The organism is Anaerosalibacter sp. Marseille-P3206, from assembly GCF_900155565.1.
GTDB lineage: Bacteria > Bacillota > Clostridia > Tissierellales > Sporanaerobacteraceae > FUHM01.
In genome coordinates, this window is the sequence record NZ_FUHM01000002.1 from 130,644 (window position 1) to 154,046 (window position 23,403).

Below are 23,403 nucleotides of genomic sequence, written 5' to 3' on the forward strand. Positions count from 1 at the left end.
TTAATGTCAATTAGACCTGTAGACTATAATACAATGGTACCAAAGGTACAAGAACTATCTAAAACAAGACAAATTGAAAATGATAAGACAAAAGTTCAGTTGCAGCAATTGCATTTACAACAGGAGCATAAGACCCAAAGAGAGCTGTCTAGGGTAAATAGTACACAAAAAAATGAAAAAGCTAAAATAAATGTAAAAGATGAGAAGAATAAAGGCGGTAGTCACAAAAATGATTCTGAGTTAAATAATGATAAAAAGAAAAGAGATAAAGAAGAAAAAAAAGAAAATAATAAATTAGATGTTGGAAATAATATAGATATAAGAATATGATGAGGGATTAATATGTCTAATACTATTTTATTGATAATCGGTATAATATTTATAATTATATCTATTATCAATATTAATAAAACAAAAATTCAAGAAGAAAAAAGATATGAAGAAATTGTCAAGATATATGAAGAAGCTATTGAGTATAGAGATTACCTTAATGAAATAACTGATAATTTAGAATCAATAATTGATTCTACTATTTATAAAGTAAATAAGACAAAATCAAAGAATGAACCTGTTGTTGTGGAATCCCTTAATAGCGCAAATGATTTGTTTAAAATAGACAATAAAAATGAGGATAAAGAATTGATAGAACAAGTACTTGAATTAAGAGAAATAGGTTTAACTACTAGAGAGATAGCTCAAAAATTAAATAAAGGTATAAGGGAAATTGACATTATGTTAAAGGTTAATGAAAATATGAATAGAGTTAAATAAAAAAAAGATTGATTTATAAAAAACTCTATGTTATACTACAAAAGTGATTACACACATTCTTAGATTTTTAAGGTGTTGCCAACAAAAGGTACCTTAGAGAGATGATAAGGATGGAGGAAAAAAACGAGGAGGTGAAGTAGATGTCAGTTATAACAATGAAAAGTCTACTAGAAGCAGGTGTTCACTTTGGACATCAAACTAGAAGATGGAATCCTAAAATGGCAGAATATATATTTACAGAGAGAAATGGAATATATATAATTGATTTACAAAAAACAGTAACAAAAGTTGAAGAAGCATATGAGTTTGTAAAAGAAGTAGCTGCAGATGATGGAAAAATATTATTCGTAGGAACTAAAAAACAAGCTCAAGAAGCTATTGAATCTGAAGCAAAAAGATGTGGTATGTATTATGTAAATCAAAGATGGTTAGGTGGAATGTTAACTAACTATAAGACTATTAGGAAAAGAATAGATAGACTTAATGAATTAACTAAAATGGAGGAAGACGGCATATTCGAAGTTCTTCCAAAAAAAGAGGTTATTCAATTAAAGCTTGAAGCAGAAAGATTAGAAAAGTTCCTTGGTGGAATTAAAGACATGAATGGAATTCCAGATGTTTTATTTATAGTAGACCCAAGAAAAGAAAGAATAGCAGTAAATGAAGCAAAGATATTAGGTATACCTGTTATAGCTATTGTTGATACTAACTGTGATCCAGATGAAGTTGATTATGTTATACCAGGTAATGATGATGCAATAAGAGCTGTAAAATTACTTACAGAAACTATGGCAAATGCAGTTATAGAAGGTAAGCAAGGCGAACAAATGGAAACAGTTGAAGAGTAAAAATTTGACGGTAAGGGTTACATAAGGGATTACTCCCTTACTACTCTTACCATTTTATTTAATATGATCAGGAGGGATAATATGGCTATATCAGCTGCAATGGTAAAAGAGTTAAGAGAAAGAACTGGCGCTGGAATGATGGATTGTAAAAAAGCATTACAAGAAACAGATGGTGACATAGAAAAAGCTATAGATTTATTAAGAGAAAAAGGATTATCAAAGGCTGCAAAAAAGGCTGGAAGAATTGCTGCGGAAGGTTTAGTTGACTCATACATACACAATGGTAGAATTGGTGTATTAATTGAAGTAAACACAGAAACTGATTTCGTTGCTAAAAATGAAGAATTCAAACAATTTGTTAGGGACATGGCTATGCAAGTAGCTGCTTCAAGTCCAAAATATGTTTCTGTAGAAGATGTTCCAGAAGAAGTAGTAGCAAGAGAAAAAGAAGTATTAATGAATCAAGTAGTTAATGAAGGAAAACCAGAACATGTTGCTGAGAAAATAGTTGAAGGAAGACTTGGAAAGTTCTTTGAACAAATTTGTTTACTTGAACAATCTTTCATTAAAGATCCAGACAAAAAAGTAAAAGATTTATTAAATGAAAAGATATCAGTGATTGGTGAAAATATAAAAATCAGAAGATTTGTTAGATATGAAGTTGGAGAAGGATTAGAAAAAAGAGAAGAAGATTTTGCTGAAGAAGTAGCTAAGCAAATTAATGGATAGATTAAATGGAGAACACAGGGCTGTTCTCCATTTAAAATAAATTGAGAAAAATTAAAGGAGAAATCATCTTAATGTAGAAATAAGTAGTATGGGGAGTGTTTATATGGGTAAACCTAAATATAATAGAGTAATATTAAAACTTAGTGGAGAAGCATTGTCAGGTAATAAGGGAACAGGAATTGATGAAGAAACTATTGTAGGGATTTCTCAACAAATTAAAAAGCTTCATGAAGTTGGTGTGGAAGTTGCCATAGTAGTAGGAGGAGGCAATTTCTGGAGAGGCAGAAGTGCCAAAGAAATGGATCGATCTACATCTGATTATATGGGAATGTTAGGTACTGTTATCAATGCGCTTGCATTACAAAACGCATTAGAAAGAATAGGTGTGGTAACAAGAGTTCAAACTGCTATTGAAATGAGGCAAGTTGCAGAGCCGTACATAAAAAGAAAAGCAATAAGACATTTAGAGAAGGGCAGAGTAGTCATTTTTGGTGCGGGTTCAGGCAATCCTTATTTTTCTACAGATACAGCTGCAGCATTAAGGGCTGCTGAAATTGAAGCAGACGTTATATTACTTGCCAAAAAAGGTGTAGATGGAGTTTATGACTCTGACCCTAATGAAAATATTAATGCAAAGAAATTTGAACATTTAAGATATATTGACATATTAAATATGGGGCTTGGAATAATGGATTCAACAGCAACATCTCTTTGCATGGATAATAAAATACCATTGGTTGTCTTTGGCATTGATGAGCCTGACAATATATTAAAAGTAGCTTTAGGTGAAAAAATAGGAACGGAAGTAAAGGAGGAGTGATGTATGTATTTAAATGTTCATAAAGAAACAGATGCAAAAATGAAAAAGACTATTAATGTTTATCAAGAGGAGCTTTTGAGCATACGAGCAGGTAGAGCAAATCCGTCATTATTAGATAAAATCACCATAGATTACTATGGCGTAATGACACCATTAAATCAAGTTGCAGGTGTTTCAGCTCCAGAACCAAGACTACTAGTTATTCAACCTTGGGACGCAAATACTATACCACTAATTGAAAAGGCAATTTTAACATCAGATTTAGGATTAAATCCTTCAAATGATGGAAAAATTATAAGACTCCCTATACCTCAGTTGACTGAAGAGAGAAGAAAAGACTTGGTAAAAGTTGTAAGAAAGAATGCTGAAAGCACAAAAATAGCTATTAGAAATAATAGAAGAGAAGCTAATGATATTTTAAAGAAAATGGAAAAAAACAAAGAATTAAGTGAAGATGAAAGAATTATGGCTGAAGAAGAAGTACAGAAGATCACAGACAAATATATTGAAGAAGTTGACAAACTAACAGAAAAGAAGGAATCAGAGTTAATGGAAGTTTAAAGCTATTAATATTTTCCTTTATTAAAGCCCCTTCTTAAACAGGAGGGGTTTTAATAAGTAGAAATATATTTGGAGGAAATAATAATGTATGATAGAAAGAAGAAAATTGAAGAACTAAAGAAAAGCATTGATATGGATAAACTTCCTCTTCATATTGCAATTATTATGGACGGGAATGGTAGATGGGCAAAGAAAAGATTTCTACCAAGAACAGCAGGTCATAAGGAAGGAATGGAAAGAGTTAAAGAAATTGTAGAGGTAGCATCAAATATTGGAATCAAATATTTGTCGTTATATGCCTTTTCAACAGAAAATTGGAAGAGGCCAAAAGAAGAAATTGATGGACTTATGAAATTGTTAGTATATTATTTAAGAGTAGAGCTTAAAAATTTAAATAAAAACAATATTAAAATCTGTACATTAGGTGATATTACTAAATTACCTGAAGGGCCTAGAAAAGAAGTTCAGTATGCAGTAGAAACAACGAAGCATAATGATAAGATGATATTAAATATTGCTCTTAATTATGGTGGACGTGATGAAATAGTTGGAGGTATAAAAAACATTGTAAATGATATAAAAATGGGTAAGATTAAGGTAGAAGATTTAGATGAAAGTGTTTTTTCAGACTACCTTTATACAAAAGGTCAACCAGATCCAGATTTATTAATCAGACCTAGCGGAGAATTAAGATTAAGTAATTTTATGCTTTATCAAATTGCATATTCTGAATTTTGGTTTTCTAATATATATTGGCCTGATTTTAGAGAAGAACATTTTTATCAAGCAATTGTAGATTATCAAAAGAGAGATCGAAGATTTGGGGGAATTTAGGTGAAAGAATTAATAATTAGGACTATTAGTGGATTAATAGGTGTTATACTATTAATCTTAATAGCTTCTCAAGGTGGAATTGTATTAGATGCTGGAATACTTTTTATTTCTATTGTTGGGGTATATGAGTTCTATAAAGCTCTTAATAAAAGTGGATATAAACCGATTAAATTATTAGGATACATATTTTGCATATTATTATTTCTAGATAATATTAATATTGTGTGGGCAGATTTAGACTTTGGTATTTTTATAGTGTTGATTATTTCATTGTTGTTAATGGTAGTTAATAATAAGGTTACCATATTAGATGTAGCATATACATTGATGGGAATACTATATGTTCCATTTCTTATGTTCCATATAACGTATTTAGATAATACTAAATATATTTGGTTGATATTTTTAACTGCTTGGGGCACAGATACATTTGCATATATATTTGGTAATTTATTTGGCAAAAATAAGCTATGTCCAGATCTTAGTCCTAATAAGACTATAGAAGGTTCTCTTGGTGGAATATTAGGTAGCATTATATTAACAACTATTTTTTCAAAATATTTTAAATTAGGACCAATGTGGAAAATGATTTTACTTTCAATCATTGCTTCGATACTGGCACAATTCGGAGATTTAACAGCTTCGAAAATAAAGCGTATCACTGGTATTAAAGATTATGGCTATATTATGCCTGGGCATGGAGGAATATTAGATAGATTTGATAGTATACTTTTTACTGCACCAGTAGTATACTATTATGTAAAATATTTTATATTGTAGATGGGTGGTGTGTTTTTTGACTACAGCATTAGCAGCAATTTTTGTTTTTATGTTAGTAATTGTTTTTCACGAATTTGGACATTTTATGGTAGCTAAGTTAGTAGGTATTAAAGTGCATGAATTTTCAATAGGTATGGGTCCTAAGTTATTACACAAAAAAGGCAAGGAAACAGAATATTTCTTAAGGGCAATTCCTATAGGTGGATATGTTAGGATGGAAGGTGAAGATGAGAGTTCTGAAGATCCACGTAGTTTTGGTAAAAAACCAGTTGGCGCAAGAATATTAGTAGTTGCTGCAGGAGCAATAATGAACTTTATTTTAGCTATAATTGTGTTTACTATCGTATCCTATGGAATGGGAGTTCCTACAACTACTATTCAAGAAATTATCAAAGATTCACCAGCTTCTTATGCAGGTTTACAATCTGGAGACGAGATCAAAAGGATAAATGATGAAGAAGTAAAGTCATGGAATTCTATAGTTGAAAACATTAACAAAAGTGATTCGGATAAAAACTTAACTATAGTTGTAAAAAGAAACTCTGAGGAAATAAGCTTTAATATGAAACCTAAATACGATAGAGAAACAAAAAGATATCTTATAGGAATAGTACCTTCATATAAGAAGAGCTTTTTATTAGCATTAAAAGGTGGAGTTCAAACTACTGGTACAGTGCTAGGGTTAATGTTTAAATTTTTAGGAATGTTATTTAAAGGGCAAGTTAGTAGGGGAGATTTATCAGGACCTGTTGGTGTTATTTATACTGTAGGAGAAGCAGCTAAATATGGATTTTTAAACTTGCTATATATTGCTGGTTTTATTAGTGTAAACCTTGGATTTTTCAACTTATTACCTATACCTGCACTTGATGGTAGTAGAATATTTTTTATGTTGATAGAATTGATAAGAGGTAAACCTGTAAATCCTGAAAAAGAAGGATTTGTACATTTTGTAGGATTTGTGTTATTAATGATTTTGATGATTGTTGTTACTTATTCAGATATAGTTAAATTTAAATTATTTAGAAGGTGAAGAAAATGAATAGAAGAAAAACTAGATTGATTAAGGTAGGAGACGTGGAAGTAGGAGGAGATAGTCCTATTTCTGTTCAGTCAATGACTAATACGAATACAAAAGATATAAAAAGTACCATTAGTCAAATAAGAGAATTAGAAAGAGTACATTGTGATATAGTTAGAGTTGCAATTTCAGACTCAGAAGACGCAAGAGCAATTAAAGAAATTAAAAAGCATATATCAATTCCTATTATTGCAGATATTCAATTTAATTATAAATTGGCTATAGAATCAGTAAAAAATGGAGTTGATGGTTTAAGGATAAATCCAGGCAATATAGGTTCTAATTCAAGAATAAGAGAAGTTGTAAAAGCATGTGAAGAAAGAAACATTTCAATTCGTATTGGTGTTAACTCTGGATCAATAAGTAGAGAAACATTAGATAAATATGGTGGAGTCAATGAAAATTCAATAGTATATAGTGCACTTGAAAATATTAAATTACTAGAAGATATGAATTTTAATAATATTAAAATAGCTTTAAAAGCAACTAATGTTCCACTTACTATTAAATCATATTTAAGAATGGCTGAATTCGTTGATTATCCATTTCATATCGGAATCACAGAATCAGGTCTTCCTTGGAATGGAACTGTTAAGTCTTCGGTAGGGATAGGTGCGCTATTGGCAATGGGACTTGGAGATACTATTAGAGTATCTTTAACAGGAGATCCAGTAGAAGAAGTTAAAGTAGGTAGGGAAATACTTAAAGCTTTAGATTTATTAGAAGAAGGTATTCAAATCATTTCTTGTCCTACTTGTGGCAGAACTAAGATTGATCTTATAAAATTAGCTGAAGATGTAGAAAAAAGGGTTAGTAACATAAAAGTTAATAGACCAATTAAGTTGGCTATTATGGGTTGTGCTGTAAACGGTCCTGGAGAAGCAAGAGAAGCTGATATAGGTATTGCTGGTGGTAAAGGTTGTGGCTTAATTTTCAAACATGGAGAGATACTTAGAAAAGTTAGTGAAGACAAACTTATAGATGAGTTGATTAAAGAGATTGAAAAAATGTAATTTAATATTTTTATGGATGTGATTAAAATGTTATCTAATAATCAAATAATTATTAGATTGTTAGTATCATTTGGTCTTTCAACTCTAATAGGTTTGAACAGGGAAAGCAGTAAAAGACCTGCAGGATTGAGGACTCATGTATTGGTAGGAGTTAGTTCAACTCTTGTTATGCTTATTTCATTATTTATGTTTGAACACTTTAACAATATAACAAATTTACAACCAGATAGATTAGGTGCACAGGTGATTAGCGGAATAGGATTTTTAGGGGCAGGAACTATATTAAGAGAAGGTAATACTGTTAAAGGTCTAACTACTGCTGCAAGTTTATGGGCTGTAGCATGTATTGGTTTAGCTATTGGAGTTGGATTTTATTTAGGTGGAATATTATTAACTTTTTTAGTTTTGATAACCTTAGTTACTTATTCAAGAGTAGGTAAAAAAATTAAAAGAAAAAATAATAAATGTTCTATAAATATTTTGACTATTAATAAACCAGGTCAGTTAGGTGAAATATGTAAAATTATTGGAGATTGTGATGCTTCAATAATTGGAATTGATATAGAATCGAGAGAAGATGAGTTAGTAAATGTTGATATTGATATATCATTTACTGAAAAAGAAACAAAGTGTAAAATCTTAAATCAACTTACAGATATTGAAGATATATTAGAAATATCTCAGAGAATATAAAGGAGGTATAGTTTATACATATGATACAAGAGAAAAAGTTAAATGAATTATTAGATAAAAAGGGCTTACAATGCAATTTAACTAAATTAAAAGAAGCTACTATAAATAGTGTTGATATAAATGTTAAGAAAAAATCTATATTACTTAAACTTACCTCAACTACTCTAGTTTCTGAGAAAGAAGTTAAAATATTAAAAGATTTTTTAGTAAATCAATTTTCTAATTTTGATAATATTGATATAAATATAACTTATAAAAATATTCCGCAAGATATTAATAAAATTATAGAAAGCTATTGGAATAATATATCTTATATAATAGAAAAAGAAATTCCTTCTAGTAGTGCTTGGGTAGAACATCTTCAATGGAAAATTGAAGATGATTTTTTCTATATCATTTGTAAAAATGAAGTGATTATGTATTCTCTTAAGAACAATCAAGTTGATAAGAAGATAAATAAAAAGATCATAGATGAATTAGGTATTAAATTAAAAGTAGTCATAGAGCTTAATGACGAAAATGTTAAAGGAAAAGATGAGTTTTTGCTACAGGCAATTGAAGAAGAAAAGTCTATTGCAAAAGATATTATTACATCAGAGGTTAAAATTGAAAATAATAAAATTGAGAACAATGTAGTTAAAAACTTCGTTTATGGTTCTACTATAAATGGTGAAATATCAAAAATATCTGAAGTAAATATTAATTCAGGTTCGGTAATAGTGGAAGGAAAAATTTTCGATGTAGAATCAAGAGAAATAAAGGGTGGTAAAACACTATACATTTTCAATATTTCTGATCATACTAATTCTGTAACTGTGAAGGCTTTCTTAAAAAAAGGAGAAAAAGAACAGTTTGAATCCAATGTAAAAGATGGGGCTTATGTAAGGATACAAGGAGAGGCAGTTTATGATAATTATTCAAGATATCTAGCAATAATGCTTAAGTCTTTAAATTTAGTTGAAGAAAATAAAAGAATGGATACCTCAAAAGATAAAAGAGTTGAGTTACATCTTCATACCCAAATGAGTGCTATGGATGGTATGACAAGTTTTTCGGATTTAGCAAAACAGGCTAAAGAATGGGGACATAGTGCTATTGCTATTACAGATCACGGTGTAGTTCAAAGCTTTCCAGAAGCTATGGATGCAGGTAAAAAATATGGACTAAAGATTATTTATGGTCTTGAGGGCTATCTAGTAGATGATAGCCGTTCTATAGTTATTAATCATAATGATGAAGAATTGAATACTGAATATGTTGTTTTTGATATAGAAACTACTGGTTTTTCTCCAATAAATGATAAGATAACAGAGATAGGTGCTGTTAAGATTAAAGATGGAAAAATCGTAGATAAATACAATCAATTGATAAATCCTCAAATTCCTATTCCTGAAAAAATAGTAAAATTAACTGGAATTACAGATGAACTGGTAAGTAACAAACCAAAAGTAGATGAAATATTGCCGGAGTTTTTTGATTTTATAAAGGGTTCTGTATTGGTAGCTCACAATGCTTCTTTTGATGTGGGATTTATTAGACATAATCTTTCAAATATTGGTTTAAAGTTAGAAAATCCAGTATTAGATACTTTAGAGCTTTCTAGAGTATTGTTTCCAAATCTTAAAAGTCATAAGTTGAATATTGTTGCTAAACATTTGAATGTTAGCTTAGAAAATCACCATAGAGCTGTAGATGATGCTAAAGCTACAGCAGATATATTTTTAAATTGCTTAGACATCCTAGAAGGCAAGGGAGTTAAAACTCTTGATGAAATTAATACTGCACTTTCTGATAATAAAAAAACTTATAAAGATGAAACTTATCATATTGTAATTTTAGTTAAGAATTACACAGGGTTAAAAAATCTTTATGAAATGATTTCTGAATCTCATTTAAAATACTTTTATAGAAAACCGAGAATACCAAAATCTCTACTTATAAAATACAGAGAAGGGCTTATTATAGGAAGTGCTTGTGAAGCAGGAGAACTTTATAAAGCAATACTACGAAATAAGGACTATAAAGAGATTAGGGAGATTGTTAAGTTCTACGATTATTTAGAGATTCAACCTTTAGGAAATAATTATCATTTAATAAGGAATGGCATGGTAAAAGATGAAGAAGAATTAAAAGGTATTAATAAGAGAATTATTCAGTTAGGAATTAAGTATTCTAAGCCCGTAGTAGCTACTGGCGATGTACATTTTTTAAATCCAGAAGATGAGGTTTATAGAAGAATTCTTATGTTTGGGCAAGGTTTTTCAGATGCGGATAACCAAGCACCATTATATTTCAAAACTACTGATGAGATGTTAGATGAATTCAGTTATCTTGGAGAAGAAAAAGCTTATGAAGTAGTAATTGAAAATACAAATAAAATTGCAGATATTTGTGAGGAAATTATCCCTATACCAGATGGTACATTTCCACCAGTTATTGAAGGTGCAGAAGAACAACTAAGAGAAATTACGACTAAAAAAGCTAAAGAAATATATGGGGATAATGTTCCCGATTTAGTTAGGGAAAGATTAGACAAAGAATTAAATTCTATTATCAAAAATGGATATGCAGTTATGTATATTATTGCACAAAAACTAGTATGGAAGTCCTTAGAAGATGGATATTTAGTTGGTTCAAGGGGTTCGGTCGGTTCTTCTTTTGCTGCAACTATGAGTGGTATTACTGAAGTAAATCCTCTTCCACCTCATTATATTTGTCCTAAATGTAAATATAGTGAGTTTGTTGAACGTGGTAAGGTAGGCTCAGGAGTGGATTTACCCGATAAAAACTGCCCTCATTGTGGAACATCTTTATATAAAGATGGACATGATATACCATTTGAAGTATTTCTTGGTTTTGAAGGTGATAAGGAACCAGATATTGACTTAAATTTTGCTGGTGAATATCAACCTATGGCACATAAATATACAGAGGAACTTTTTGGTACAGGTTATGTTTATAGGGCGGGTACAATAGGTACAATTGCAGAAAAAACTGCTTATGGATTTGTTAAAAAATACTTTGAAGGTAAGGAAACTTATGTACATCCCGCTGAGATAAATCGTCTTGTTAGAGGTTTAACTGGAATAAAGAGGACATCTGGACAACATCCTGGAGGAGTTATGATAGTTCCTAAATATAAAGATGTTCATGACTTTACTCCTATTCAGTATCCTGCAGATGACAAGAAGTCTGGAGTTATTACGACACATTTTGATTATCATTCTATCAGTGGTAGAATATTAAAATTAGATATACTTGGTCATGATGTTCCAACCATTATTAGAATGCTTGAAGATATAACGGGTATAGACCCTCAAAAGATTCCATTAGATGACAAGGAAACGATGAAAATATTTACAAGTACTGAACCATTAGGAATTACTAGTGAAGATATTAATATGGAAGTAGGAACTTTAGGTATTCCTGAATTTGGTACTAAATTTGTTAGACAGATGTTAGTTGATACACAACCTTCTACTTTTGCAGAATTAGTTAGAATTAGTGGTCTTTCTCATGGGACTGATGTTTGGCTAAATAATGCTCAGGAATTAATCAGAAATGGTACTGCAACACTTAGTAATGTAATTTCTACAAGAGATGATATTATGTTATATTTGATTAGTAAAGATTTAGATAAAAAAAGGTCATTTAAGATAATGGAGAAAGTTAGAAAAGGGAAAGGACTTACAGAAGAGGATGAGTCTTATATGAGAGAAATGAATGTTCCAGAATGGTATATTGAATCTTGTAAAAAAATAAAATACATGTTTCCTAAGGCACATGCTGCAGCTTATGTATTAATGTCTTATAGGATTGCATATTTTAAAGTTCATTATCCAGAGGCTTTCTATGCTACTTACTTTACTACAAAAGCTAGTGATTTTGATGCTGAATTAATTCTACAAGGTAAGGAAGTTGTAAAGAAAAAAATAGAGGAATTAGAATTACTATCAAATGATAAAACTGCTAAAGAAAAAAACCTCTTAACAGTATTGGAGGTTGTGTTGGAAATGTATAGTAGAGGTTTTACTTTTGAAAAGGTAGATCTATATAAATCAGATAGTGATAAGTTTTTATTGGGGGAAAAAGGTATAATTCCACCGTTGAAAACAATACAAGGTATGGGTGAAACTGCTGCTAGAAATATTGTTAGTGAGAGAGAAAAAGGTACATTTATTTCAGTGGAAGATTTAATGAATAGAGCTAAAGTAAGTAAAGCTGTTATTGAATCGTTAAAAAATCATGGATGTTTAGAAGGCATTCCTGAGAGTAATCAGCTAAGTCTTTTTAGTATTTGATTTTTTACAAAATAATGTTATAATAGTAATGATAAGACTTAAGAGAACTGATACTGTAAAAGAGTGGGAGTACCCACTCTTTACTTTATTTGTATAATTTATAAAGATGTTTTAACTTAAAAATCAACCTTTAAAATGTATAAATAAAAACTTTAATCAAAAAATAGTTTCTAGGAGATGGGGGTGAATTTATGAATAAACGTGAAGTTATTAAACTTGTTAGGGAAATCAGTGAATCTATTACAGAACAAAATGGTTATGAACTTGTAGATGTGGAATTTGTTAAAGAGGGACCAAATCATTTTTTAAGAATATATATTGACAAACCAGGAGGAATAACTATAGATGATTGTCAAATAGTGAGTGAAGCAATAAATAAAAAACTAGATGAAATTGACCCTATTGATGTTAGTTACTATTTAGAAGTATCTTCGCCAGGAATTGATAGGCCTTTAAAAACAGACAAGGATTTAAATAGAAACATTGGTAAAGATGTAGAAGTGAAACTATATCAGAATATTGAAGGAAAAAAGAAACTAATAGGAGAACTTCTTTTCTTTGATGAAAATATCATTAGAATATCAGATGATGAATTAGGAGAAATTGAGATTTTGAAAACCAATATAGCGAAAATTAATTTAGCAATTAGGTTTTAAGGGAGGTTTTGAATAAAATGAAGGCCGAATTTATAGAAGCTCTTCAAGAGATAGAAAAAGATAAAGGAATATCTAAGGAAATTATATTTGATGCACTTGAAGCAGCTCTAATTTCAGGATATAAGAAGAATTTCGGTTCATCACAAAATGTCGAGGTTGAAATTGATAGAACTACAGGATCTGTTAAGGTGTTTGCTAAAAAGACTGTGGTTGAAGATGTAGAAGATGAATTGCTTGAAATGTCTATTGAAGAAGCGAAAAAAATTGATTTAAAATATGAAATAGGTGATGTAGTTCAATTAGAGGTAACACCTAAAGATTTTGGAAGAATTGCAGCACAGACAGCAAAACAAGTAGTTATGCAAAAGATAAAGGAAGCTGAAAGAGAAGTAATATTTGATGAATTTATAAATAGGGAAAATGAGATAGTGACCGGATTGGTTCAAAGAGTTAGTAAGAATATCGTCTATATTGACTTAGGCAAGACAGAAGGAGTTTTACCTCCAACAGAACAAATCGAAGGTGAAGTATATGAACAAGGGGATAGAATAAAAGTATTTATATTGGAAGTTAAAAAAACAACAAAAGGGCCTCAAATTGTACTTTCAAGATCTCATCCAGGACTTGTAAAAAGACTTTTTGAATTAGAAGTGCCAGAAATACAAGAAGGTGTAGTAGAGATTTATGCTATATCAAGAGAAGCAGGTTCTCGAACAAAATTAGCAGTATTTTCAAGGGAGGAAAATGTAGATCCAGTAGGTGCTTGTGTTGGTTTTAAAGGAAGTAGGGTAAAAGCTATAGTTGATGAGCTAAATGGTGAAAAAATAGATATAGTTATATGGAGTAAAAATATGGATGAATTTATTGCTAATAGCTTAAGTCCTTCAAAAGTAATTAATGTTGATATAGATGAAAAAGAAAGATCTGCTGTAGTAGTAGTTCCAGATTATCAATTGTCATTAGCAATTGGTAAGGAAGGTCAGAATGCAAGACTAGCAGCTAAGTTAACTAATTGGAAAATTGACATAAAAAGTGAAAGTCAATATAAAGAGGAAAAAGAATAATAGGGGTGATTTGATGAAAAAAAAGAAAATGCCTCTAAGGAAATGTGTGGCTTGTGGTGAAAATAAGCCAAAAAAAGAATTGATAAGAATTGTAAACAACAAAGAAGAAGGCGTAATACTTGATTTAACGGGAAAAAAGAATGGTAGAGGGGCTTATATATGTAGAAACATAGAATGTTTAAATTTAGCAATAAAGAATAAAAAACTTTCAAGAGCATTAGAAACTGAAGTTCCTGATACTATATATGATGAGTTAAAAGAAGTAATAGATAGCAAATAAAAAAAGTCACCTGTAAATTATATTGGGGGTGTATAGTTTGACAAAAATTAGAGTTTATGAATTAGCTAAAGAATTAGGTGTTTCAAGTAAGGAACTAATCGAAAAAATTGAAGATTTAGAGTTAGATATAAGTAGTCATATGAGTACTATAGAGGAAGAAGAAGCAGATTTAATAAAGGAACTTTTAGAAGGTGAAGAAGAAAAACAAAAAAAAGGTGACAAGAAATTGAAACCTAAAAAAATGACCAAAGAAAAAGAAGTTACTAAAGATGAAGGAAAAAAAGAAGACGAGGCAAAGGAAGTGGAAATTATAGAGCTAGAAGAAAATATAATTGTAAAAGATTTAGCAGATAAATTAGGAGTTACTGCAAGTCAAGTGATAACTAAATTGATCTCATTAGGAGTTATGGTTAGCCAAAATCAATCAATTGATTTTGATATAGCTAGTATTATAGCTGAAGAATTTGGTTTTATAACGGAAAAAAGTGTACCAGAGGATGATGGTTTTAAAGAAGAATTGGATGAGTTAGTTTTTGATGTAGAAGATAAAGAAGAGGATTTAAAACCTAGGCCACCAGTTGTAACAGTAATGGGTCACGTAGACCATGGTAAGACATCTTTATTAGATGCAATAAGAAGAACTGAAGTTACTAGTAGTGAAGCTGGAGGTATAACTCAACATATAGGAGCTTCAACTGTAAATATTCAAAATAAAAAAATTGTATTTTTGGATACCCCTGGTCACGAAGCCTTTACAGCTATGAGAGCAAGGGGAGCACAAGCTACAGATATAGCAATATTAGTAGTAGCTGCGGATGATGGAATTATGCCACAAACAATTGAAGCAATAAATCACTCAAAGGCCGCAAATGTACCAATTATAGTTGCTATTAATAAAATGGATAAACCTACTGCTAATCCAGATAGGGTAAAACAAGAATTAACAGAACAAGGTTTAGTTCCTGAAGATTGGGGTGGAGATACTATATGTGTACCAGTTTCTGCTCTTAAAAGAGAGGGAATTGACGAACTGTTAGAAATGATATTATTAGTAGCAGAAATGCAAGAATTAAAAGCTAATCCAAAGAGAAAAGCTGTAGGAATAATCATTGAAGCAGAGCTTGACAAAGGTAAAGGACCATTGGCTTCTGTTTTAGTTCAAAAAGGAACCTTAAATGTTGGAGACAATGTAGTTTCTGGTACTGCACACGGAAGAGTGCGTGCAATGTTAGATGACAAAGGTAAAAGGGTTAAAAAGGCCACACCTTCAATTCCTGTTATGATTTTAGGTTTGTCAGAGGTTCCTGAAGCGGGTGGATACTTATATGCAGTAGAAGATGAAAAAACTGCTAGATTGTATGCTGATATGGTAAAAACAAAGAGAAGAGAAGAACAGATGAAGGCTAGTCAAAAAGTTTCATTAGATGATTTATTTGAACAGATTCAAGCAGGTGAAGTAAAAGATCTTAATGTTGTTATTAAAGCGGATGTAAGAGGTTCTATAGAAGCTATAAAACAATCATTAATAAAATTAGAAACTGATGAAGTAAAAGTTAACATTATACATGGTGGAGTAGGTGGAATCACAGAAAGTGACGTAATGTTAGCTTCAGCATCAAATGCTATAGTTATAGGATTTAATGTTCGTCCTACATTAACAGCTATGGATTTGGCTAAAAATGAAAATGTTGACATAAGAACGTATAGAGTAATATACGATGCAATAGAAGATATTGAATCTGCAATAAAGGGAATGTTAGAACCTAAGATAGTTGAAAAAGTTATTGGTAGATTAGAAGTAAGAGCTACTTTTAAAATACCAAATGCAGGTATGGTAGCAGGTATTTATGTGCTACAAGGAAAAGTTACTAGGAATTCAAAAGTTCGCTTGTTGAGAGATGATATAGTTATATTTGAAGGAAGCATATCTTCATTAAAGAGATTTAAAGATGATGTTAGAGAAATACAGACAGGATATGAAGGTGGAATGGGCCTTGAAAATTATAACGACCTTAAAGAGGGAGATGTAATAGAAGCATATATATTAGAGGAAGTGGAAAGGTAGAGGTGTATTCCTAATGAATAATAAAAGAATTAATAGAATTTCAGAAGAAGTTAAAAAAGTTGTTTCTGATATAATAACTAATGATTTAAAAGATCCTAGAATATCTCCTATGACAACATTGACATATGTAGAAGTAACTAGAGATTTAAGATATGCAAAGGTATATGTTAGTGTATTAGGAGATGAAAATGACAAAAAGGAAACTATAGAAGGATTAGAAAATGCTAAAGGTTTCATAAGAAGAGAAATAGGAAACAGGATAAATTTACGTTATGTACCAGAACCTATATTTAATTTAGATGATTCTATTGAAAAAAGTATCTATATTTCAAAATTGATAGATAAGGTGAATAGAGAAGATGAAAAAAACAGACCAAACGATGATAACTAAAAATAAAAATGTTTATTTCGAAGAATGTATAGAAGCTATTAAAAATAGTGATAATATATTTTTGGCTAGTCATATTCATCCAGATGGTGATAATATTGGTTCACTATTAGCTTTAGGTATGGCATTAAAAACATTTAATAAAAATGTTAATATAATAAAAGTTGATGACATACCTAAAGATTATCTATTTTTACCAAATATAGATTTATTCGTTGAACCAAATCCCAAAGATCCTATTGACCTTTTTATATCATTAGATTGCAGTGATTTAGATAGATTAGGCATTGGTAAGGAATTGGCTATAAAAGCTAATAGGCTTATTAATATTGATCATCATATTACCAATGAAAACTTTGGTGACATAAATATTGTAGATCCTTTTGCTAGTGCAACAGGAGAACTAGTATATCATCTTATTAAAAAAATAGGTATAGAAATAAATAAAGATATTGCTACTTGTATATATGTTGCTATTAGCACTGATACAGGTAGCTTTATGTATGATAGTACTACCAGCGAAACCCATATGATTGCAGCAGACTTAATAAGTAAAGGAATAAATACTAACAATATTATTGTGAATTTATATCAAAGTAGATCCATAGAGAGAACTAAACTTTTCCTAAAAACATTAAATACTTTAGAAGTGATATTTAATGGAAAAGTTGCTTTTGTAATGTTAACTCAAGATATGCTAAAAGAATGCAACGCAAATATGGAGGATTCTGAAGGAATAATATCCTTTGTTAGAGATATTGAAGGCATAGAAGTAGCTTGTATACTAAAGGAATATAAAGAAAATGAAATAAAGTTAAGCTTAAGATCTAAAAATATAGTGGATGTATCTGAAATATGTTTTAAATTTAATGGTGGTGGACATAAAAGAGCAGCAGGATGTACTATATTTGACAATATAAAAAATGTAAAGAATATAATTTCAGATGAAATATATAAATATTTTAGGTGATTTAATGAATGGTTATATTAATGTTTTTAAACCAAGGGGATTGACTTCCCATGATGTTGTTAAAAAGGTAAAGAAAATTTTAAAAGTTAAAAAAGTTGGACATACAGGTACACTTGATCCAAATGCAAGTGGAGTATTACCTATATGTGTAGGAAAAGCTACTAGAACTAGTGAATACTTACTTAATGCTGATAAAACTTATATTGGTGAACTAACCTTAGGAATTAGTACTGATACACAGGATGGAGAAGGTAGTATACTAAACTATTCCAATAAGGAAGTTGAAGAAAAAGATATCATAAGTGTTTTCAACCAATATAAAGGAGAAATATATCAAATTCCACCTATGTATTCAGCATTAAAGTTTAAGGGAAAAAAACTTTATGAATTAGCTAGAACTGGTGTAGAAGTAGAAAGAGAAAAAAGAAGAATTTACATTTATGATATTGATGTATTAAAAATACAAGATAATAGGAAGATTTTGTTTAGTGTTAAATGTTCAAGAGGAACTTACATAAGAACATTATGTAATGATATTGGAGAAGATTTAGGTACCTATGGGTATATGTCCTATTTAATTAGAACAGTTGTAGGACCTTTTAAGCTGTCTGATGCAGTTAGTTTAGAAACTATCCAAGAAAAATGTGAAATAAATAAGGTTGGCGATATATTATATCCTATAGATTATCCATTATCGAATATTGAACCTATATATGTACCCAATTCCTATTATAAACAATTGACAAATGGAATGCCTATTGATATAGATTTAATAAATACTAAAAATATTAATACTAAGGATGATATTTTAAGAGTTTATTGCAAAGATACTTTTATAGGTATAGGAAGAGTAACAAAAGTTAATGAAAGAGTAGTTTTAAAACTTGATAAAGTACTAATGTAAAGGTGATATGATGAATATTTTAACACATGAAAGCAAAGAAAAAGTTGAACACAGAACTGCAGTTGCCTTAGGCAATTTTGATGGTATTCATTTAGGTCATCAGCAACTAATAAATATAATGACATCTGAAAGTGAAAAAAAAGGTTTAATGAGTTCTGTGTTACTTTTTAATAATCATACAAAATCTATAATTAGTAAAGAGTCAAAACCAGGAATACTAACTTCAAATGAACAAAAGTATAGAATTTTAGAATCACTAGGAGTTCAGCTTATCTATACCATGAAATTTAATGAGTCTATAATGAAACTTTCCCCTGAAGAATTTGCTATGGAAATATTAGTTGAGAAAATGAAAGCCAATCTTGTAGTTGTGGGATTTGACTATAAATTTGGTTATAAAGCTAAAGGAGATGCAAAATACTTAAGAAAACTAGGAATTAAATATGGTTTTGATGTAATAGTTGTAGATCCTGTTTATGATAATGACTACATCATAAGTAGTACATTTATTAGAAAACTACTAAAATCAGGTAATATTAAAGAGGCTAACAAATTATTAGGTAGACCCTATACCATAGAAGGTAGAGTTATTGGTGGAAAAAAAAGAGGGAGACAAATGGGTTTTCCAACGGCTAATTTAGAATTACTACAAAATTACTTGATACCAAAATTCGGCGTTTATAAAAGTAAAACAATAATCGATGATATTGAATACAATAGTTTGACAAATATAGGCAAAAATCCAACTTTTAACAATAATATGTGGAGTATTGAGAGTCACATATTAGATTTTAATAAAGATATCTATGGTAATAGAATTTATATAAAATTTTTGGAATACTTAAGAGAAGATAAAAAATTTAATACTAAAGAAGAACTTATTAATCAAATGAATCTTGATATAGAATCTATTAAAAGTAATGATGATATTTACAATTCGACTTGTTTATGATAGAATTGTTCTAGTTGTAAATTACCTTTTGCTAAGTTTATCGTTTCCTCATCGTTATACTTAGCTTAAGGCGAAAACAAATTTGAGGAGGTGTATTGAATGTCTTTAACAAAAGAACAAAAGGACAAAATTATTGATGAGTATAAATTACACGAAGGTGACACTGGTTCTCCAGAAGTTCAAATTGCTATACTCACTTACAGAATTAATTCATTAAATGAGCATCTTAAGGATCACAAGAAAGATCATCATTCTAGAAGAGGTCTTTTGAAGATGGTTGGACAAAGAAGAGGATTGTTAAACTACTTACAGAAGAAAGATATAGAAAGATATCGTAATCTTATTCAAAGACTTGGTATAAGAGGCTAGTCTAGAGCGGGAACACCCGCTCTATTGATTTATTGTGGCTTAATTAATTTTAAAGGTGTTTAATTAATGAAATAAGGTTATAATATATTTGATAAATAGAAATATATTTCAAAGAAAAGGAGGTAAAGTATGGAAAAGGTTTTTAAATATGAATTAGCAGGTAGAGATTTAACTGTTACAATTGGTAAGGTGGCAGAACAGGCTAATGGATCTTGTATAGTTAGATATGGAGATACTGTAGTTTTAGTTACTGCTACTGCTTCAAAAGAACCAAGAGAAGGAATCGATTTTTTCCCACTAAGTGTTGATTTTGAAGAAAGACTTTATTCAGTTGGAAAGATTCCTGGTGGTTTTATAAAAAGAGAGGGTAAACCTAGTGAAAAAGCTATATTAACTTCTAGACTTATTGACAGACCAATAAGACCTTTGTTTCCTAAAGGATACAGAAATGATGTACAAGTTATTGCAACTGTATTATCAGTAGATCAAGATTGTACACCAGATATAGTAGCAATGATTGGTTCATCAATAGCTTTGACTATATCTGATATTCCTTTTGCTGGACCTACTGGTTCAGTATCAATAGGTTTGATTGATGGAGAACTTATTCTAAATCCTACAAGTGATCAAAGAGATAAATCAGATCTTCATTTAATAGTTTCTGGAACAAAAGATGCTGTGATGATGGTTGAAGCTGGAGCAAATGAAGTGCCAGAAAAAGAGATGCTAGAAGCAATAATGTTTGCTCATGATGAAATAAAAAATATTTGTCAATTCGTTGAAGAGATCCAAAATGAAATAGGAAAAGAAAAACAAGAATACCATGTTTTCAAAGCAGAAGAAGAAATAGAAAAAGAGGTAAAAGAGTATGCAACTGATAAACTAATTGAAGCTATACAAACAAAAGATAAGCAAGAAAGAGAAGAAAACATGGATAAGGTAAAAGAAGAAGTTTATGAATATTTCATAGAAAAATATCCAGAAAATGAAAAAGACATTGAAGAAGTTGTACAAGATATAATTAAAGTAGAAGTAAGGAAAATGATAATAGAACAAGGAATAAGACCTGATAATAGAAAGATTGATGAAATCAGACCTATTAGTTGTGACGTTGGTTTATTACCTAGAACTCATGGTTCTGGATTGTTTACAAGAGGTCAAACCCAAGTTTTAACAGTAGCTACATTAGGTGCTTCTAGTGATGTTCAAATAATTGATGGGATTGATGAAACAGAGTCTAAAAGATATATGCATCACTATAATTTTCCTCCATACAGTGTTGGTGATACAAGAGTTATTAGAGGACCAGGAAGAAGAGAGATTGGTCATGGAGCACTTGCAGAAAGAGCATTAGAGCCAGTAATACCACCATATGAAGATTTTCCATATACTCTTAGATTAGTATCTGAAGTGTTAAGCTCAAATGGTTCATCATCTCAAGCAAGCGTTTGTGGTAGTACATTAGCATTGTTAGATGCAGGCGTTCCTATTAAGTTACCAGTAGCCGGAATTGCCATGGGACTTATGAAGTCAGAAGATGATGTGGTTATATTAAGTGATATACAAGGTATGGAAGACTTTTTAGGTGATATGGATTTTAAAGTAGCAGGAACAGAAAAAGGTATTACAGCTATACAAATGGATATAAAAATTGCTGGTATTGGAAGAGAAATACTACAAGAAGCATTAGAAAGAGCACGTATTGGAAGGTTATTCATTTTAAATAAGATGCTACAAGTTATTTCAGAACCACGTAATGAATTATCCCCTTATGCTCCAAGAATATTTACTATGGAAATACATCCAGACAAGATAAGAGATGTAATAGGACCTGGTGGAAAGATGATCAACAAAATAATAGATGAGACAGGTGTTAAAATAGACATAGACGATGATGGGAAAGTAACAATAGCTGCAGTAGATGTAGAAATGGGCAATAAAGCTATAGATATGATAAATAAAGTAACTAAAGATGTTGAAGTTGGAGAAATGTATCTTGGTAAAGTAACAAGGATAGTTCCTTTTGGTGCTTTTGTTGAAATATTGAATGGAAAAGAAGGGTTAGTTCATATATCCAATATTGCATGGGAAAGGATTAATAAAGTAGAAGATGTACTTTCTGTTGGAGATGAAATATTAGTAAAAGTTACAGAAATTGATAACCAAGGTAGAATTAATTTATCTAGAAAAGATGCCTTACCAAAGGAAGAGAATAATAATAGTGATAATGAAAAATAAAGGCATGAACCTAAGAGTGGTTCATGTTTTTTTATAACTCATAGGAAAGTTCTAGTTTTCCTTAATATAAAACTTTCCGAAATGAGTTTCAAAAAAGGCTTCCTTATTATGTTCTGATAGAAGCCTTTTTTATGCAATATTATGTTTTTTAAAAATATTTTCAAGTCTTCATGAATATATTATATAGAATATATTTTGGAGGCGATTTGTAATGAAGATAATGTATATTAAGAAAAAAGTTATTTATATTATTTTAATAGCTATTGTTACAATTATTTTTTTAAGTTTTATACGAGTTGGAATAAGAAATAGGGATAGTGAAACATTTGCTAGAGATATATATTATAATGGGAATATTGATAAAAAGGTAATTGCTTTTGCTTGTAATGTAGATTGGGGAGAAGAGTACATTCCTAAGCTTCTAGATATATTAGAAGAGGAGGATATATCTATAACTTTTTTTGTTACTGGGAAATGGGCAGAGAAGAATGAGTCGTTACTTAAAGAAATATATAATCGTGGTCATCAAATAGGTAATCATGGATATTCACATAGAGACTATGGGAAATTGAACTATGAGATAAATAAAAGTGAGATAGAAAAATGTCACAATGTAGTATATAATATTTTAGGTATTGATTGTAAATATTTCGCTCCACCATCAGGATCCTTTAATGATAATACGATTAAAGCAGCAAATGAATTAAATTATGATATAATTATGTGGAGTATTGATACAATTGATTGGAGAGAAGATACAACAGAAGAATTGATAGTACAAAGAATATTAACTAAAGCTGACAATTCTCATATAGTTCTTATGCATCCTAAGGAAAACACTATAAAGGCACTACCATATGTTATAAAATCATTAAAAAAAGATGGATTTCATATAGGAAATATTAGTGATGTAATAAAATAAGAATTTTTACGTTTTCCTTTTATTAAACATTGTATATAAGCTATTATCTGAAATCATATTTTAAAATACATCTCTTGCATTTCCTATTCTGGGGGCAGAGAAACAATAGTCAATTATTTTAATACTCATTATATACCTAGTAATATAGTTATTAATGTTAATGA

General features: G+C 30.0%; 23 protein-coding genes. All 23 read left to right on the forward strand.

The window, feature by feature from the left end; all coding sequences use genetic code 11:
• Positions 1–3: 3 nt before the first annotated feature.
• The 23 genes from BQ9840_RS01860 (at position 4) to BQ9840_RS01970 (ending at position 23,239) form a co-directional block, all read left to right on the forward strand.
• Positions 4–330 carry a hypothetical protein gene (locus BQ9840_RS01860; RefSeq protein ID WP_077367504.1) on the forward strand — a complete coding sequence of 109 codons (327 nt, stop codon included), beginning with the start codon at positions 4–6 and terminating at the stop codon, positions 328–330.
• 12 nt (positions 331–342) lie between these two features.
• Complete coding sequence (locus tag BQ9840_RS01865) at positions 343–771, forward strand: hypothetical protein (RefSeq protein ID WP_077367506.1); 429 nt, start codon at positions 343–345, stop codon at positions 769–771.
• A 140-nt stretch (positions 772–911) separates the two neighbouring features.
• Positions 912–1,619 (forward strand): 30S ribosomal protein S2, encoded by a 708-nt coding sequence (gene rpsB, locus BQ9840_RS01870; protein WP_077367508.1) that lies wholly within the window; start codon positions 912–914, stop codon positions 1,617–1,619.
• 81 nt (positions 1,620–1,700) lie between these two features.
• Positions 1,701–2,348 (forward strand): translation elongation factor Ts, encoded by a 648-nt coding sequence (tsf, locus tag BQ9840_RS01875; protein WP_077367509.1) that lies wholly within the window; start codon positions 1,701–1,703, stop codon positions 2,346–2,348.
• Between the two features lie 103 nt (positions 2,349–2,451).
• Positions 2,452–3,168, forward strand: a complete 717-nt coding sequence (gene pyrH, locus BQ9840_RS01880; protein ID WP_077367511.1) for a UMP kinase — start codon at positions 2,452–2,454, stop codon at positions 3,166–3,168.
• 3 nt (positions 3,169–3,171) lie between these two features.
• Positions 3,172–3,729: a ribosome recycling factor gene (gene frr, locus BQ9840_RS01885; RefSeq protein ID WP_077367513.1), complete on the forward strand. Its 558-nt coding sequence runs from the start codon at positions 3,172–3,174 to the stop codon at positions 3,727–3,729.
• An 84-nt stretch (positions 3,730–3,813) separates the two neighbouring features.
• The gene (locus BQ9840_RS01890) at positions 3,814–4,563 is read left to right on the forward strand and encodes an isoprenyl transferase (RefSeq protein WP_077367515.1); all 750 of its coding nucleotides are present in this window, start codon (positions 3,814–3,816) and stop codon (positions 4,561–4,563) included.
• Positions 4,564–5,343 carry a phosphatidate cytidylyltransferase gene (locus BQ9840_RS01895; RefSeq protein ID WP_077367517.1) on the forward strand — a complete coding sequence of 260 codons (780 nt, stop codon included), beginning with the start codon at positions 4,564–4,566 and terminating at the stop codon, positions 5,341–5,343.
• Positions 5,344–5,350: 7 nt separating this feature from the next.
• A complete protein-coding gene (gene rseP, locus BQ9840_RS01900) occupies positions 5,351–6,376 on the forward strand; it encodes an RIP metalloprotease RseP (protein WP_234978596.1) in 1,026 nt (341 codons plus the stop codon).
• Positions 6,377–6,381: 5 nt separating this feature from the next.
• On the forward strand, positions 6,382–7,437 hold the full coding sequence (gene ispG / locus BQ9840_RS01905) for a flavodoxin-dependent (E)-4-hydroxy-3-methylbut-2-enyl-diphosphate synthase (RefSeq protein WP_077367521.1): 1,056 nt from the start codon (positions 6,382–6,384) through the stop codon (positions 7,435–7,437).
• A gap of 27 nt (positions 7,438–7,464) precedes the next feature.
• Complete coding sequence (locus tag BQ9840_RS01910) at positions 7,465–8,130, forward strand: MgtC/SapB family protein (protein ID WP_077367523.1); 666 nt, start codon at positions 7,465–7,467, stop codon at positions 8,128–8,130.
• Between the two features lie 20 nt (positions 8,131–8,150).
• Positions 8,151–12,431 carry a PolC-type DNA polymerase III gene (locus BQ9840_RS01915; protein ID WP_077367525.1) on the forward strand — a complete coding sequence of 1,427 codons (4,281 nt, stop codon included), beginning with the start codon at positions 8,151–8,153 and terminating at the stop codon, positions 12,429–12,431.
• A gap of 191 nt (positions 12,432–12,622) precedes the next feature.
• Complete coding sequence (gene rimP, locus BQ9840_RS01920; protein ID WP_077367527.1) at positions 12,623–13,087, forward strand: ribosome maturation factor RimP; 465 nt, start codon at positions 12,623–12,625, stop codon at positions 13,085–13,087.
• A gap of 17 nt (positions 13,088–13,104) precedes the next feature.
• Positions 13,105–14,151 (forward strand): transcription termination factor NusA, encoded by a 1,047-nt coding sequence (nusA, locus tag BQ9840_RS01925; protein WP_077367529.1) that lies wholly within the window; start codon positions 13,105–13,107, stop codon positions 14,149–14,151.
• Between the two features lie 13 nt (positions 14,152–14,164).
• A complete protein-coding gene (gene rnpM, locus BQ9840_RS01930) occupies positions 14,165–14,431 on the forward strand; it encodes an RNase P modulator RnpM (RefSeq protein ID WP_077367531.1) in 267 nt (88 codons plus the stop codon).
• 37 nt (positions 14,432–14,468) lie between these two features.
• Positions 14,469–16,496 carry a translation initiation factor IF-2 gene (gene infB, locus BQ9840_RS01935; RefSeq protein ID WP_200804847.1) on the forward strand — a complete coding sequence of 676 codons (2,028 nt, stop codon included), beginning with the start codon at positions 14,469–14,471 and terminating at the stop codon, positions 16,494–16,496.
• A 13-nt stretch (positions 16,497–16,509) separates the two neighbouring features.
• Positions 16,510–16,887: a 30S ribosome-binding factor RbfA gene (rbfA, locus tag BQ9840_RS01940; protein WP_077367535.1), complete on the forward strand. Its 378-nt coding sequence runs from the start codon at positions 16,510–16,512 to the stop codon at positions 16,885–16,887.
• Positions 16,856–17,854, forward strand: a complete 999-nt coding sequence (locus BQ9840_RS01945; RefSeq protein WP_234978597.1) for a DHH family phosphoesterase — start codon at positions 16,856–16,858, stop codon at positions 17,852–17,854. The genes rbfA and BQ9840_RS01945 overlap by 32 nt, the downstream gene beginning before the upstream one ends.
• 4 nt (positions 17,855–17,858) lie before the next feature.
• The gene (truB, locus tag BQ9840_RS01950) at positions 17,859–18,758 is read left to right on the forward strand and encodes a tRNA pseudouridine(55) synthase TruB (RefSeq protein WP_077370068.1); all 900 of its coding nucleotides are present in this window, start codon (positions 17,859–17,861) and stop codon (positions 18,756–18,758) included.
• 10 nt (positions 18,759–18,768) lie between these two features.
• Entirely contained in the window at positions 18,769–19,710 is a 942-nt protein-coding gene (locus tag BQ9840_RS01955) for a bifunctional riboflavin kinase/FAD synthetase (RefSeq protein ID WP_159436058.1), read from the forward strand.
• 99 nt (positions 19,711–19,809) lie between these two features.
• Positions 19,810–20,079: a 30S ribosomal protein S15 gene (gene rpsO, locus BQ9840_RS01960; RefSeq protein ID WP_077367538.1), complete on the forward strand. Its 270-nt coding sequence runs from the start codon at positions 19,810–19,812 to the stop codon at positions 20,077–20,079.
• A 129-nt stretch (positions 20,080–20,208) separates the two neighbouring features.
• Positions 20,209–22,317, forward strand: a complete 2,109-nt coding sequence (pnp, locus tag BQ9840_RS01965; protein ID WP_077367540.1) for a polyribonucleotide nucleotidyltransferase — start codon at positions 20,209–20,211, stop codon at positions 22,315–22,317.
• Between the two features lie 211 nt (positions 22,318–22,528).
• A complete protein-coding gene (locus BQ9840_RS01970; protein ID WP_077367542.1) occupies positions 22,529–23,239 on the forward strand; it encodes a polysaccharide deacetylase family protein in 711 nt (236 codons plus the stop codon).
• The last annotated feature ends 164 nt before the right edge of the window (positions 23,240–23,403 follow it).